This window comes from Rhizobium tropici CIAT 899 (genome assembly GCF_000330885.1).
In the GTDB taxonomy this organism is placed as follows: Bacteria; Pseudomonadota; Alphaproteobacteria; order Rhizobiales; family Rhizobiaceae; genus Rhizobium; species Rhizobium tropici.
The window spans coordinates 2,835,436-2,849,322 of the sequence record NC_020059.1 but is presented as its reverse complement, the minus strand read 5'-3'; the positions used below and the strand labels follow the sequence as shown (position 1 = coordinate 2,849,322).

Here is a 13,887-nt window from a genome sequence, read left to right as displayed (position 1 = left end):
TTTGATCACAAAATACTTTAAGGTTCAACCAAATTCCTCGGTCTCTTTCTCGCGGTTAACGGCGGCTGGAGCTTGAGCCCTTGCGGGGCTCGTCCTGCGTGGCCGGACAATAATCCTGCAGGATTTCGTGAGTGCGGCTGATATCGGCGACAATACCGTCGCGGGCAGCGGTGAAGTCCCCCGCCTTCAAAGCATTGACGATCGCAACATGCTCGCCGGCGGGATCGAGTTCGCCGTTGCGCATCAAAGGTTCTGCCGAGGCGGAGAGCATGCGCATATAGGGGCCGAAGCGCAGCCACAGGGTCTCGATCAACTGCAGCAGCACCTCGGAGCCCGAGGCGCGGTAGATGGTGAAGTGGAACTGCTGGTTCTTGGCCATGAGATCATAGACATTGGCGCCGCGGCCGATGACATACTGCTCTCCGGCGATGCGATCGAGCGTCGCTATGTCGCTGACAGTGAGGTTGGGAAAGCCGAGCTCGGCGGCCAGACCTTCGACGGCGATGCGGGCGCGGCAAAGATCGTTCAGCCGGGCAAGAGTGACGATCGGGATGCGGGCAGAGCCGTTGGCTGCGACCTCCAAAGCATTTTCAGCCGCCAGACGGCGCAGAGCCTCGCGCACCGGCATATTGCTGGTTCCGAAGGTTTCAGCAAGCGAGGCGATGGTCAGCGTCTGACCGGGATCGAAATTGCCGACCATGAGCGCGTTTCGCAGCTGCTGATAGACGCTCTCCTGGATCGTCGTTCTGGAGGACACCGGTTCCAGGGCTATGCGCACGCTTGTTTCCTCTCCGCTTCTCGGGACTCGTTCATGGTAGAACGAAGGGCGGGCGAAAGGAAAGGGCTCCCCGAGCCGCGGTCAGGCTTCTTCTGTTTCCCAGCTTTCGTCAGCGGCCGGATCATTCTTCGCCCGAGGCTTGTGTAAGCCGAGCCCAACGCCGATGAGGGCGAGGGCGCCACCGATGACGTGGTAGGAATGCAGCTGTTCTCCAAGCAATGCCCAGGCCAGCGCTGCAACGACGATTGGCAGGAGATTGATCAGCAGCGAGGTGCGGCTCGCGCCGAGCCTCTGGATACCGATCATCCAGCAGAGCGGCGCGAGGAGAGAGGTCGGGATCGCAGCATAAAGGATCAGCGGCAGGTTGGGCGTAGTGATTGGCGAGATATCGCCCATCAGGAAGATCGGGATCAGCAGCAAGGTTGAAAAGCCGATCTGCCAGAAAAGCTGCTGCCAGATGGGAATCGGCATCGCCCAGCGCCTCAGCATGACCCCATAGAGCGCGTTTGAGAGAACGGCGATGATCATTAGGCCGTCGCCAATGTGGAAGCCGCCATTCACAAGGCGCATCGGATCGCCCTGCGATGTCAGATAAATGAGCCCGATCAGCGAGATGGCGCCGCCTGCCAGGCTTGCTACCGTGAGCCTTTCGCCCGCCAGCAGGCCGGCCAGCACGGTCGAGAGAAGCGGCATTAGAGCGATCGTCACACCCATGTTGACGGCCGATGTCGTCTTGGCCGCCTCGTAGGCGAGGCTTTGATAGATCACCATGCCGAGGGCGCCGAGAATAGCGAGTTTCAGCCAGTGCTGCCGTAGCAGGGAACGATTGCGCCATGCCGTGCGGCCGACAAAGGGCAGAAGCACGAGAAAGGCCAGCAGCCAGCGATAGAAGGAAATCGAGCCCGGCGAAATCAAGCCCGCGGATGCTTTGGTGACGACGGTGTTGCCGGACCAGATCAGCACCGTCAGCAAGGGCGCAAGGCCCGCCGCGCTGACGATGGATGCGGAAGCATTCTGCTCGGTACTCATGTGAATGGTCTCTCGTCGTCTTGTGGCTTGGGGCGAAACGAAGGAGGGCGGATTGGGTTCACCATCCCAAAGACTTTGTACTGCCTGTCCGAATTCTGGTATATAGCGAGAATAAGACAGTTAGTAGCGAAATGAGGACATGTCCAGCAGGCCCCCACGCATCGAGGGTGATCCGCCCAACCCGGTTTCCTTCCGAACCGAGAATTACAGAGCGGGTACGGTTTTCCCCAAAAAGAGCCAGCCGTGGGGCGAGCTCAATTATGCGATTACCGGCATCTGCGAGTTCGATATCGAAGGCATGCGTTATCTCTCGCCGCCACATTATGCCATCTGGCTGCCGCCGCAGACGATGCACGGCGCCGCGATCCAGCACGATCTGCGCTATGCGACCGTCTATGTCGAACGCGCTCTGTGCGCGAACCTGCCTGACAAGCCGTCGACGCTCAGCATCAGTCCGCTGCTCAAGGCAATCCTGGCGGATTTTGCTGCGCGTGATGTCACCATACCTGAAACAGCTGAAGATTTGCGGCTTGCACAGGTTCTGGTCGATCAGATTCGCCTGGCGCCGCGGTGCGAGAGCTACTTGCCGCTTTCCGACGATCCGCTGCTCGGCCCGCTACTGAGCGCCTTGCAGGCCGATCCCGGCGACCGGCATTCCCTTGCGGAATGGGCGCGCCGGATGGGAACGACCGAGCGCACGCTGTCGCGCCGATGCCAGGATGATCTCGGCCTTTCCTTCAATGAATGGCGGCAGCGACTGAAACTCGTTTCTGCACTGTCGATGATCGAGGCGGGAGAGCCCGTGCACCGGATTGCAACACAGCTGGGTTACAGCAATGCGTCGGCCTTTATTGCCATGTTCCGCCGGCTGACAGGCACGAGCCCGACACAGATGCGCTAATCTCAGGTTTCAATCAAAACGATCTCCAGCTTGCGCAGTTCTTCCGGATCGGCCATCGCGTCGATGACGGTAATCATGCCATCTGCATTGAGGGCGCAACGAAGGGCGATGCGTAGCTGCCCGCCGATGACGACGATGGCACCGACCGCGCCGTTGATGACCGCCAACCGGGCTCCCCGCGCACGGCCCTGGAAGGTCTTGGCGACATCCATGCGCCCGCGGATTTCGCCGGCCGCCCCCATGCGGGCGGCAACCGCATCCGGACGGAAGACGGCTTCGGGGTCGAGGACGGCGAGCAGCGCCTGCAGGTCGCCGCCACGCGAGGCTGTGAAGAAGGCGTCGACGACGTGGCGCTGGCGGGAGAGATCGGCCTCCGTCGTTGATGGCGTGTCCTGCACGCGGCGGCGGGCGCGGCTCGCAAGCTGGCGTGTCGCGACCGTCGTGCGTCCCAGAATCGGAGCAATGTCATCGAAAGAGACATCGAACATATCGTGCAGGACGAAGGCAAGCCGTTCGGCCGGGTTCAGCTTTTCCAACACGACCAGAAGGGCGAGGCCGACGGAGTCCGCAAGCACGGCATCCTGTTCCGGGTCGGTGCCGTTGCCAGCCTCATGCACCACCATCGGCTCGGGAACATGGATGGTCAGCGGCTCCTCGCGACGGGATTTGCGCGACCGCAGCAGATCAAGACAGATGCGCGCGGTGACAGTCGTCAGCCAGCCGCTGAGATTTTCAATCTCCGATGTGTCGCTCCGGACAAGGCGCAGCCATGTCTCCTGCACCGCATCTTCGGCCTCAGTGCGCGAGCCGAGCATGCGGTAGGCGACGGCGCGCAGATGCGGCCGGTTCGCCTCGAATTTCTCTGCCTGCCACTTTTTTTCGTCCATCGGTCACATCTCCTCATCCTGATCCGTCAAACCCGTGACGAACGAAATCCGGCCGGTGTGACATCGGATCGGCAGGAAAGTGCATCGTCGGGAAATGAGCCGCAACAGGCTCTGACAAATAGAGGAAAGAAATATGCAAGCTCGTATGAAGAACCCAGTCCTCGTTCTGCCCGAAACGCTGCAGGCGCTCTTGGCCGTCAGCAATTCGATTAAAGATCGCGGCTTGTCGGAAAACATCATGGACCTCGTGCATCTGCGCGTCAGCCAGATCAACGGCTGCAGCGTCTGCACCGATATGGGCTTTCGCAAGCTGCAGAAGGCAGGCGAGACGATGGAGCGTATCGTCGGCGTCTCCGCATGGCGGGAGATGCCCTACTTTTCCGATGCCGAACGCGCCGCTCTGGCACTCGGGGAAGCAGCCACTCGGCTTGCCGACCGGCCGGATGCGGTCAGCGACGAGATATGGAACGAAGCGGCAAAACACTATGACGAAAAGGCGCTCTCTGCCCTCATCGTCGCGATTGCGATCGACAACGTCTGGAACCGATTGAACTCGACAGTCCGCCAGCAGGCAGGGGCCTCCTGGAATTGATTGTGCGCAATCGGCACCACCTTCTTCCTAAATAGAGAAGAAGGTGGCTTGCCTCTCAAGCTTCGCCGACCCGTGAGCTTGTCAGCAGCTTTGCCAGCCAATCGACGAAAACGCGCACCTTGTTGCTCAGATGCCGGTTTGGCGGATAGACAATGTGCATGGGTAGCGTCGGCCTTGTCCAATTGGAAAGGACTGGCACAAGCTCACCCTTGGCAAGAGCATCGCGCGCCATGAAGCTCGGAACTTGGGCGATGCCGAGCCCCATCAGTGCCGCCTGTAAGTAGCTGCGGCTATCGTTGACGGAAAGGATATAGCGCGGGCTGATTTCCAGCGACTCGTTGCCTCGCTCGAACACGAAAGGAATCGTCCGGCCGGTTTGCGCACGGAAATAGCTGACTGCATAGTGGTTGGTCTCAAGATCGTCCGGCCGTTCCGGCATCCCATGCTTCTCGATGTAAAGAGGGGCCGCGCACGTGATGAGGTGGATCTCGCCGACGCGGCGGGCGATCAGCGACTGGTCGCTCGGCATGCCGGCGCGCAGCGCACAATCGACATTTTCGGCGAGATAATCGACAAGCCGGTCGCCGACACCGAGATCGATATGGATGTCGGGATAGCGCTGGTGGAAATCGCAAAGCGCTGGCATGACGATTTTTTCGGCAAAGGCGCCGGCCATTTCCACGCGCAGGCGGCCGCTTGGCAGGCTCTGCGAATTGCTGATGCTGCCGTCCAGCTCTTCTATCTCGGAGAGGATCTGAATGGCGCGCTCGTAATAGAGCGCGCCATCGGTCGTCACCATGACGCGCCGTGTGGTACGATTGAGAAGCTTGGCGTGCAAATGCGCCTCAAGCGACTGGATGAGCGTCGTCACCGTCGCCTTCGGCATGGAAAGGGCTGCCGCGGCGCGGGTAAAGTTACCTGTCTCGACCACACGCGCGAACGCCCGCATTGCTGACAACTGGTCCATTCCATGATGCCCCTCGGCCGAAAATGAAGAGGCCGATTGTTTGTTATTCTGAATAGTCTGATCGAATGTAGGCTACTTATTCTCAGAGCGGAATAACAATATGTTGTTTCGCAAGTTGTTGCAATGCGGCATGGGGGCGCCAAAGACCGCATTTCGAGAATATGGTCACGAAGCGTGGTAAATCGCTTTTTGGATAGGGACATATTCGCTCGAGCAGACAGGGATTTGGGTCGATGAGTGCGCCGTGGAAAGATGTTGTGCTGGAAAACGTGCCTACGGGGCCGGTGGCAGCTCGGATCTACAACGGTGATGGTTTGAAGAAGGCGGCGCCGCTGGTGCTTTACCTGCATGGGGGAGCCTTTCTCGATACCGACCACGCGACCAACAGACCGGTGGCGGCAAGCCTCGCTGAGGCCGGCGCCATCGTGGTTGCAGCGGATTATACGAGCTGCAATCAGAATGCTTTTCCGCAGGTGCTGGAATGCGCCTACGGACTTCTCGCCTATCTCAGCAACAAGCGGAACATGCTTGCGCTGGGCGGGGCGAAAAAATCGCTGCTGTTTGTCGCCGGAGAGGAATCGGGTGGCAATGTCGCAGCGGGCGTCGCTTTAAAGGCGCGCGATCAGATACCCGGTTCGTTGGACGGACAGGTTTTGATATCGCCTTTGCTTGATCCCTTCATGGGGTCGAAATCTTTCCTCCAGGCGGAGGAAAGCGGCATGCGCGAGCGCTGGACGGAGGGTTGGAACCGTTACCTGGGTTTCCTGGGCGGTGTCTGTCACCCCTATGCAGCGCCTCGATACTGTTCGCGGCTTTCGGGCCTCGCGCCGGCATTGGTGCTCACGGCCGAGGACGACCCGCTCCGCGACGAGAGCATGGAATACGGCAGTCGGCTGAAAGCGGCTGGCGTCCGTGTTCGCCAGCAAGTCCTTCCCGCCGGGACAGGCTGGCCCACCCTCTATGGCGGGCAGTCGAAGGACAGGGCTTCATGGCAGCAGGATGTCTGTTGCTGCTTCAAGAGTTTTGTCGAAGACGTGCAGGCTTGATCGACTAGGATATCTCGTCTGCGAGGAATGAGCGCGGATTGGACTGATGTCGAAGGCATGAGACCGGAGCGATGGTCACGCGGATGCGCGGAGCTTCGGCCCCTGATTTTGTTGAGACGATAGGAATTTGCGGTCCCGTATCCCAAGACGGGGCCAAAGGAGAGACTGACATGAAGTCCAACGATAAGCGCTGGGCCCTGTGGGGCGCCGGCATGGGTGTTGCTGCGGCTGTTGCAGGCGCGGCCTTCTATCTGGATCTGCCGCGCGGCGCCCAGGCGACCGAGGCGGCAAGCCAGGCCGCACCGCCGGCTATCCCGGTCACGGTTGCGGCGGTCGAGCCGCGTGACGTCACATCCTGGCAGGAATTTTCCGGCCGCCTGGAGGCTATCGACCGTGTCGAGATCCGTCCGCGTGTCGCTGGCGCGATTCAATCAGTGCATTTCCGCGAAGGCGCGCTGGTCAAGCAAGGCGATCTGCTTGTGACGATCGATCCGGCGCCCTATGAGGCGGTGGTTGCTCAAGCTCAGGCGCAGGTCGGGGCGGCAAAAGCCAAGCTCGATCTCGCCAAAGTCGAAATCGATCGCGGCCGGAAGCTCTTCGACAACAAGACGATTTCGCAGAGCGACATGGATACCCGCACCAGCAACTCTGCCGAGGCAGAAGCCAATCTGAAGGCAGCGCAAGCGGCCCTTCAGACCGCGCAGTTGAACCTCGACTATACGCAGGTCCGTGCCCCGATCGCCGGCCGGGTCGGCAAGATCGCCGTTACCGTCGGCAATCTCGTGGCGGCCGGCTCGACGTCGCCGGCATTGACGACGCTGGTTTCGGTCGATCCGATCTATGCGAGCTTCAGCGCCAACGAGCAGACCGTCACCCAGGCTCTGGCCGAACTGCCGACAACCGGAGGCGCTTTTCCGCCGGTCGAGCAGATCCCGGTTCAGATCGGTACGGCAAGCGACAATGGCACGCCGATCAAGGGCAAATTGCAGTTGATCGACAACGAGGTCGATGCGGCGAGCGGCACCGTCAGCGTTCGCGCCGTATTCGACAATCCGGGCGGTCGTCTCATCCCAGGTCAGTTCGTGCGGGTCCGCATGGGCCAGCCGAAGGCCGAGAACAAGTTGCTCATCAGCGAGCGCGCGATCGGCACCGACCAGGACAAGAAGTTCGTCTTCGTGGTCGGTGCAGACAACAAGGTCGAATATCGCCCGATCAGTCTCGGTGATACCTCGGATGGCCTGCGCGTCGTCACCTCGGGCCTCAATGCCGGTGACCGGATCATCGTCAACGGTCTGCAGCGGGTTCGCCCGGGCGCCGTGGTCGATCCGAAGCCGGAAGAAAAGGTCGCCGCCAAGTAATTCATACGGCCGGAGGGCTTAGCTCCCGGCCGCTGTTCCAAGTCTCGATTTTGTAATGCTCGTGGCGCCTTCTGGGCTGCGGGCGCGGGCTTCGTGTCCCTTGATTCACCCGTGGAGAGGGTTCTGCCATGAACATCTCAAGATTTTTCGTCGATCGTCCGGTGTTTGCCGGCGTGCTGTCGATCCTTATCGTGGTCGCCGGCCTGATCGGTCTGAAGCTGCTGCCGATTTCCGAATATCCGGAAGTTGTGCCGCCGTCGATCGTCGTCACCGCGCAATATCCGGGCGCCAACCCCAAGGTCATCGCCGAGACGGTGGCAACGCCGATCGAAGAGCAGATCAACGGCGTCGAAGGCATGCTCTATATGAGCAGCCAGGCGACGTCTGATGGTCTGCTGACACTGACGGTCACCTTCAAGCTCGGCACCGACCCGGACAAGGCGCAGCAACTCGTGCAGAACCGCGTCTCGCAGGCGGAGCCCCGCTTGCCGCAGAATGTGCGCGATCTTGGTATCACCACAGTCAAGAGCTCGCCCGACCTGATGATGGTGGTCAACCTCATCTCGCCGGACAATCGCTACGACATTACCTACCTGCGCAACTATGCCACATTGAACATCAAGGACCGGCTCGCCCGCCTCGACGGTGTCGGCCAGGTTCGCGTGTTCGGATCGGGCGACTATTCCATGCGCGTCTGGGTCGATCCCCAGAAGGCGGCCGAACGCGGTCTCGCCGCAAGCGACATCGCCAATGCCATTCGCGCACAGAACATCCAGGCGGCCGCCGGCATCATCGGCCAGTCACCGAGCGTTCCCGGCATCGATGTTCAGCTGAACGTCAATGCCCAGGGCCGGCTGACGACGCCGGAGGAATTCGGCAACATCATCGTCAAGAGCGGCACCAACGGCGAGATCACGCGCTTGCGTGATGTCTCCCGCATCGAGCTCGGTGCGGCCGATTATTCGCTGCGTTCACTGCTCGACAGCAAGCCGGCAGTCGCTATTCCGGTCTTCCAGTCGCCAGGTTCCAACGCGATCACCATCTCGGACAACGTCGTCAAGACCATGAACGAGCTGCAGACCGCGATGCCCGACGGGGTGAAGTATGAAATCGTCTACGATACCACGCAGTTCGTGCGTGCGTCGATCGACAAGGTCGTCCATACGCTGCTCGAAGCCATCGTGCTCGTCGTTATCGTCGTCATCCTGTTCCTGCAGACATGGCGTGCCTCGATCATCCCGCTGATCGCCGTTCCGGTGTCGATCATCGGTACTTTCGCGGTGATGTATATCTGCGGCTTCTCGATCAACGCACTCAGCCTCTTCGGCCTGGTGCTGGCGATCGGTATCGTGGTGGACGATGCGATCGTCGTCGTCGAAAACGTCGAGCGCAACATCGAGAATGGCCTCAGCCCGCGTGACGCGACCTATCGCGCCATGAAGGAAGTTTCCGGCCCGATCATCGCGATTGCGCTGGTGCTGGTTGCGGTCTTCGTGCCGCTGGCTTTCATCTCGGGCCTGTCGGGTCAGTTCTATCGTCAGTTCGCCCTGACGATCGCCATCTCGACCGTCATCTCCGCCTTCAACTCGCTGACCTTGTCTCCGGCCCTGGCGGCGATGCTTTTGAAGGATCATCATGCGCCAAAGGACATGCTGACGCGCGTGATGGACTTTGCTTTCGGCTGGTTCTTCCGCGGCTTCAACAAGGTCTTCCATCGCGGTTCGTCGGCTTACGGCAAGGGCGTCGGTGGCATCCTGTCGGTGAAGAGCCTGGTCATGGTCGTCTACCTCGCCTTGATCGGCGCGACCTACTATCTGTTCCAGGCCGTCCCCGGCGGCTTCGTTCCGCAGCAGGACAAGCAGTATCTGATTGGCTTTGCCCAGCTGCCCGACGGCGCGACCCTCGACCGCACGGATGACGTCATCCAGCGGATGAGCAAGATCGCGCTGGAACAGCCCGGCGTCGAACATGCGATCGCCTTCCCGGGCCTGTCGATCAACGGCTTCACCAACTCCTCCAACGCCGGCATCGTCTTCGTGACCTTGAAGGCATTCGAAGAGCGCACGACGCCCAATCTGTCGGGTGGGGCTATCGCCATGCAGCTGAACCACAAGTTCGGCGCGATCCAGGATGCCTTCATCGCCATGTTCCCGCCGCCGCCCGTCCAGGGTCTTGGTACGACCGGCGGCTTCAAGCTGCAGATCGAAGACCGTGCCGGTCTCGGCTACCAGGCGCTCGACGAGGCCAACAAGGCGTTCCTCGCCAAGGCCTACCAGACGCCGGAGCTCTCGGGCATCTTCTCGAGTTACCAGATCAACGTGCCGCAGCTCTTTGCCGATCTCGATCGCGCCAAGGCCGAGCAGCTCGGCGTCTCGGTGACGGATGTCTTCGATACGCTGCAGATCTATCTGGGTTCGCTCTACGTCAACGACTTCAACGCATTCGGCCGCACCTACAGCGTGCGTGTGCAGGCGGATGCCCAGTTCCGTTCGCATGCAAGCGATATCGGTCAGTTGAAGGTGCGCTCGGCGTCGGGCCAGATGATCCCGCTCTCGGCGTTGCTGAAGGTCGAGGCGAGCACCGGGCCTGAGAGGACGACGCGCTACAACGGCTTCCTCGCCGCCGATATCAACGGCGGACCGGCGCAGGGCTTTTCGTCCGGCCAGGCACAGGCGGCCGTCGAGCGGATCGCCCGCGAGACGCTGCCTCCGGGTATCGGCTTCGAATGGACGGATCTGACTTATCAGCAGATCCTGGCCGGCAGCTCGGGCATCATCATCTTCCCGCTGGCTCTGCTGCTCGTCTATCTCGTGCTGGCCGCCCAGTATGAGAGCGTCAGCCTGCCGCTTGCGATCGTCATGATCGTGCCGATGGGTGTGCTTGCCGCCTTGACTGGCGTCTGGCTGACGGGTGGCGACAACAACATCTTCACGCAGATCGGCTTGATGGTGTTGGTGGGCTTGTCGGCGAAGAACGCGATCCTGATCGTGGAATTCGCCCGCGAGCTGGAGTTCGACGGCCGTAAACCTGTTCAGGCTGCGATCGAGGCCAGCCGCCTGCGTCTGCGCCCGATCCTGATGACCTCCATGGCCTTCATCATGGGTGTCGTGCCGCTGGTAACCTCAACCGGTGCCGGTGCCGAGATGCGTGCCGCCATGGGTGTCGCGGTGTTCTCGGGCATGATTGGCGTCACCTTCTTCGGCATCTTCATGACGCCGGTCTTCTACGTGCTGATTCGCAGACTGACAGGCAACCGTCCCCTCAAGCAGCATCACCACAACGACAACGAACATTCGGCGGAGGTACTCCCGATCGCCGCCGAATAGGGGCCGTGCCGAGACTTAACTCCAGTACTCGACATGCCAGGCGGGGCCGAAAGGTCCCGCCTTTTCTATACTCATATTTTCGTTTTAGCTAATTTACCCTTATTTCGAAGAATTTGCTGGGTGGTCGCTGATTTCCTTTGCATGATGGCACCAGAGGTTTATCAAGCTTTGGGAACAGTTGATTGACGTACATCGGGCGTGGAGGCGCCCGTGGAATTTGGGAGTTGAGGCCACCGCAGCCGGAAGACTGTCGCCGCATTCGTACGGCGAAATGCTCCGTTATTCTGTTTCGGTGTCCGATGCGGTCCTATTCGGAGGAAGTTTATGCAGGGCAGGAAGATCGCTTTTCTCGGAACGGGATTGATGGGCGCACCGATGGCACGGCGGCTGCTTGCTGCTGGTTTTGAGGTGACCGTCTGGAATCGCGACCGGAGCAAGGCCGAGCCTCTGGCTGCCGATGGTGCGACGGTCGCCGATACTGCCGTAGAGGCTGCTCGAGGAGCGTCCGTTCTTTTCACCATGCTGACCAATGGCGGCGCCGTTGGTGAAGTCCTGTTCGGCAGCGGTGTCGCCGATGTGCTGGAGGCTGGGACGATCGTAATCGACCACAGCTCGATATCGCCGGCCGCTGCCCGCGAACACGCATTCAAACTCGCCGAGCGCGGCATCCGGCACATCGATGCGCCGGTCTCCGGCGGTGTGGTCGGGGCGGCTGCGGGGACGCTCGCGATCATGGCGGGCGGCGATGCCACGGTCATCGACAGCGTCCGCGATATCATGGCGCCGCTCGGGCGTGTAACCCGCGTTGGTCCGAGCGGAACAGGCCAGCTCGCAAAGCTTGGCAATCAGCAGATCGTCGCCGTAACCATCGGGGCCGTTGCGGAAGCGATGCTGCTGGTCGAGGCCGGCGGCGGTTCGCGTGAGGCGTTTCGGGATGCCATTCGCGGCGGCTTTGCGGAAAGCCGGATTCTGGAGCTCCATGGTCAGCGCATGATTGAGCGCAACTTCGAGCCGGGCGGCACTGCTCGCAACCAATTGAAGGATCTCGATACGGTCCTGGCGGCGGCACAGAACCTGTCGCTTCATCTGCCGCTGACCGAAGCCGTGCGTGCCGAGTTTGCCGAATTCGTCGAGAATGGCGGCGGCGAGCAGGATCACAGCGGTTTGCTGCAGCATCTGGAAGACAAGAATGCCCGAGGAAAGGCTTGAGGAAGAGATGAGCGATAAGGGTGCATCCAAGCGTCGTCTGCGTTCGCAGGACTGGTTCGACAATCCCGATCATATCGATATGACGGCGCTTTATCTCGAACGTTTCATGAATTACGGCATCACGCCGGAGGAGCTGCGGTCGGGCAAGCCGATCATCGGCATTGCCCAGAGCGGTAGCGATCTTACGCCCTGTAACCGTCATCACCTCGATCTTGCCGAGCGCGTGCGCGACGGCATCCGCGATGCGGGCGGCATTCCGATTGAATTTCCAACCCATCCGATCTTCGAGAACTGCAAGCGACCGACGGCGGCGCTCGACCGCAACCTCGCCTATCTCGGTCTCGTCGAAGTCCTCTATGGCTATCCGCTCGATGGCGTCGTGCTGACGACCGGCTGCGACAAGACTACCCCCTCGGCGCTGATGGCGGCTTCGACCGTCAATATTCCGGCGATCGTTCTGTCCGGCGGCCCGATGCTCGATGGCTGGCATGAGGGCCAGCTTGCCGGCTCCGGCACGGTGATCTGGCGTTCGCGCCGCAAGCTGGCGGCAGGCGAGATCGATGAGGAAGAGTTCATGGAGGCTTCGCTTGCCTCTGCGCCCTCCATCGGCCATTGCAACACGATGGGAACAGCCTCGACCATGAACGCCATGGCCGAAGCGCTCGGCATGTCGCTCACCGGCTGCGCCGCCATTCCCGGGGCCTATCGCGAGCGCGGCCAGATGGCCTATCGCACGGGCCGGCGTGCCGTCGAGCTGGTTCTTGCCGATATAAAACCCTCGGACGTGCTGACGCGCGAGGCTTTCCTCAATGCCATCAGGGTCAATTCCGCCATCGGCGGCTCGACCAATGCACAGCCGCATCTGGCCGCCATGGCCAAGCATGCCGGCGTCGAGCTTTATCCCGACGACTGGCAGGTACATGGCTTCGACATTCCGCTGCTCGCCAATGTTCAGCCGGCAGGCGCCTATCTCGGCGAGCGCTTCCATCGCGCCGGCGGCGTTCCGGCTATCATGTGGGAGCTGCTGCAGGCCGGCAAGCTCGATGGCAGCTGTCCGACGGTTACGGGCCGGACGATGGCGGAGAACCTGAAGGGCCGTGAGGCGACAGATCGCGACGTCATCCGTCCTTTCGCCGAGCCGCTGAAGGAGCGCGCCGGTTTCCTGGTTCTCAAGGGCAATCTCTTCGACTTCGCCATCATGAAGATGAGCGTCGTCTCGGAAGAGTTCCGCAGCCGCTACCTGCAGGAGCCGGGGCACGAGGGCGTATTCGAGGGCAGGGCGGTCGTCTTCGATGGCTCGGAGGATTATCACAAGCGCATCAACGATCCCGATCTCGGTATCGACGAAAAGACCATTCTCGTCATTCGTGGCGCCGGGCCGATCGGCTGGCCGGGATCGGCGGAAGTCGTCAACATGCAGCCACCTGACGCGCTTCTGAAGCGCGGCATCCGTAGCCTGCCAACGATCGGCGACGGACGTCAATCAGGTACGGCCGACAGCCCTTCGATCCTCAACGCCTCGCCGGAAAGTGCGGCAGGTGGCGGCCTTGCCTGGCTCAGAACCGGCGACATCATCCGCATCGATTTCAATCAAGGGCGCTGCGACATGCTGGTGGAAGAGGCGGAGATTGCGCGTCGCAAGGGCGATGGAATTCCGCCGGTGCCGCCGGACGCGACGCCATGGCAGCGCATCTATCGTCGTTCGGTCACGCAGCTTTCCGATGGAGCGGTGCTCGATGGGGCCGCCGATTTCCGCGACATCGCCGCCAATCCGCCGCGGCATAATCATTGACG

At 61.2% G+C, this 13,887-nt stretch carries 11 protein-coding genes; 7 read left to right on the top strand and 4 right to left on the bottom strand.

Going from position 1 to position 13,887, the window contains the following annotated elements; translation table 11 throughout:
* Nucleotides 1-55: 55 nt before the first annotated feature.
* Together RTCIAT899_RS14035 and RTCIAT899_RS14030 are read right to left on the bottom strand one after the other, a co-directional pair.
* Nucleotides 56-778 carry a GntR family transcriptional regulator gene (locus RTCIAT899_RS14035; RefSeq protein ID WP_015340901.1) on the bottom strand — a complete coding sequence of 241 codons (723 nt, stop codon included), beginning with the start codon at nt 776-778 and terminating at the stop codon, nt 56-58.
* An 81-nt stretch (nt 779-859) separates the two neighbouring features.
* Nucleotides 860-1,807: a DMT family transporter gene (locus RTCIAT899_RS14030; protein WP_015340900.1), complete on the bottom strand. Its 948-nt coding sequence runs from the start codon at nt 1,805-1,807 to the stop codon at nt 860-862.
* Between the two features lie 139 nt (nt 1,808-1,946).
* Between RTCIAT899_RS14030 and RTCIAT899_RS14025 the strand changes: the two genes are divergently transcribed.
* Nucleotides 1,947-2,708, top strand: a complete 762-nt coding sequence (locus RTCIAT899_RS14025; RefSeq protein ID WP_015340899.1) for an AraC family transcriptional regulator — start codon at nt 1,947-1,949, stop codon at nt 2,706-2,708.
* A 2-nt stretch (nt 2,709-2,710) separates the two neighbouring features.
* Here the strand turns inward: RTCIAT899_RS14025 and RTCIAT899_RS14020 are convergent, their stop codons facing one another.
* Nucleotides 2,711-3,595 (bottom strand): sigma-70 family RNA polymerase sigma factor, encoded by an 885-nt coding sequence (locus RTCIAT899_RS14020; RefSeq protein ID WP_015340898.1) that lies wholly within the window; start codon nt 3,593-3,595, stop codon nt 2,711-2,713.
* A 133-nt stretch (nt 3,596-3,728) separates the two neighbouring features.
* Between RTCIAT899_RS14020 and RTCIAT899_RS14015 the strand changes: the two genes are divergently transcribed.
* Nucleotides 3,729-4,187, top strand: coding sequence for a carboxymuconolactone decarboxylase family protein (locus RTCIAT899_RS14015; RefSeq protein ID WP_015340897.1), 459 nt, complete (start codon nt 3,729-3,731; stop codon nt 4,185-4,187).
* 55 nt (nt 4,188-4,242) lie between these two features.
* Here RTCIAT899_RS14015 and RTCIAT899_RS14010 read toward each other — a convergent pair whose 3' ends face one another.
* Nucleotides 4,243-5,154 (bottom strand): LysR family transcriptional regulator, encoded by a 912-nt coding sequence (locus tag RTCIAT899_RS14010; RefSeq protein ID WP_015340896.1) that lies wholly within the window; start codon nt 5,152-5,154, stop codon nt 4,243-4,245.
* 233 nt (nt 5,155-5,387) lie between these two features.
* On the opposite strand from RTCIAT899_RS14010, the gene RTCIAT899_RS14005 reads away from it, so the two are divergent.
* From RTCIAT899_RS14005 to RTCIAT899_RS13985, 5 genes are all read left to right on the top strand, one after another.
* The gene (locus RTCIAT899_RS14005; RefSeq protein ID WP_041677639.1) at nt 5,388-6,200 is read left to right on the top strand and encodes an alpha/beta hydrolase fold domain-containing protein; all 813 of its coding nucleotides are present in this window, start codon (nt 5,388-5,390) and stop codon (nt 6,198-6,200) included.
* 170 nt (nt 6,201-6,370) lie between these two features.
* Entirely contained in the window at nt 6,371-7,558 is a 1,188-nt protein-coding gene (locus RTCIAT899_RS14000; protein WP_015340894.1) for an efflux RND transporter periplasmic adaptor subunit, read from the top strand.
* A 128-nt stretch (nt 7,559-7,686) separates the two neighbouring features.
* Nucleotides 7,687-10,884 (top strand): efflux RND transporter permease subunit, encoded by a 3,198-nt coding sequence (locus tag RTCIAT899_RS13995; protein WP_015340893.1) that lies wholly within the window; start codon nt 7,687-7,689, stop codon nt 10,882-10,884.
* A gap of 324 nt (nt 10,885-11,208) precedes the next feature.
* The gene (locus RTCIAT899_RS13990) at nt 11,209-12,093 is read left to right on the top strand and encodes an NAD(P)-dependent oxidoreductase (protein ID WP_015340892.1); all 885 of its coding nucleotides are present in this window, start codon (nt 11,209-11,211) and stop codon (nt 12,091-12,093) included.
* Nucleotides 12,094-12,100: 7 nt separating this feature from the next.
* On the top strand, nt 12,101-13,885 hold the full coding sequence (locus tag RTCIAT899_RS13985; protein ID WP_041677958.1) for an IlvD/Edd family dehydratase: 1,785 nt from the start codon (nt 12,101-12,103) through the stop codon (nt 13,883-13,885).
* Nucleotides 13,886-13,887: the final 2 nt, after the last annotated feature.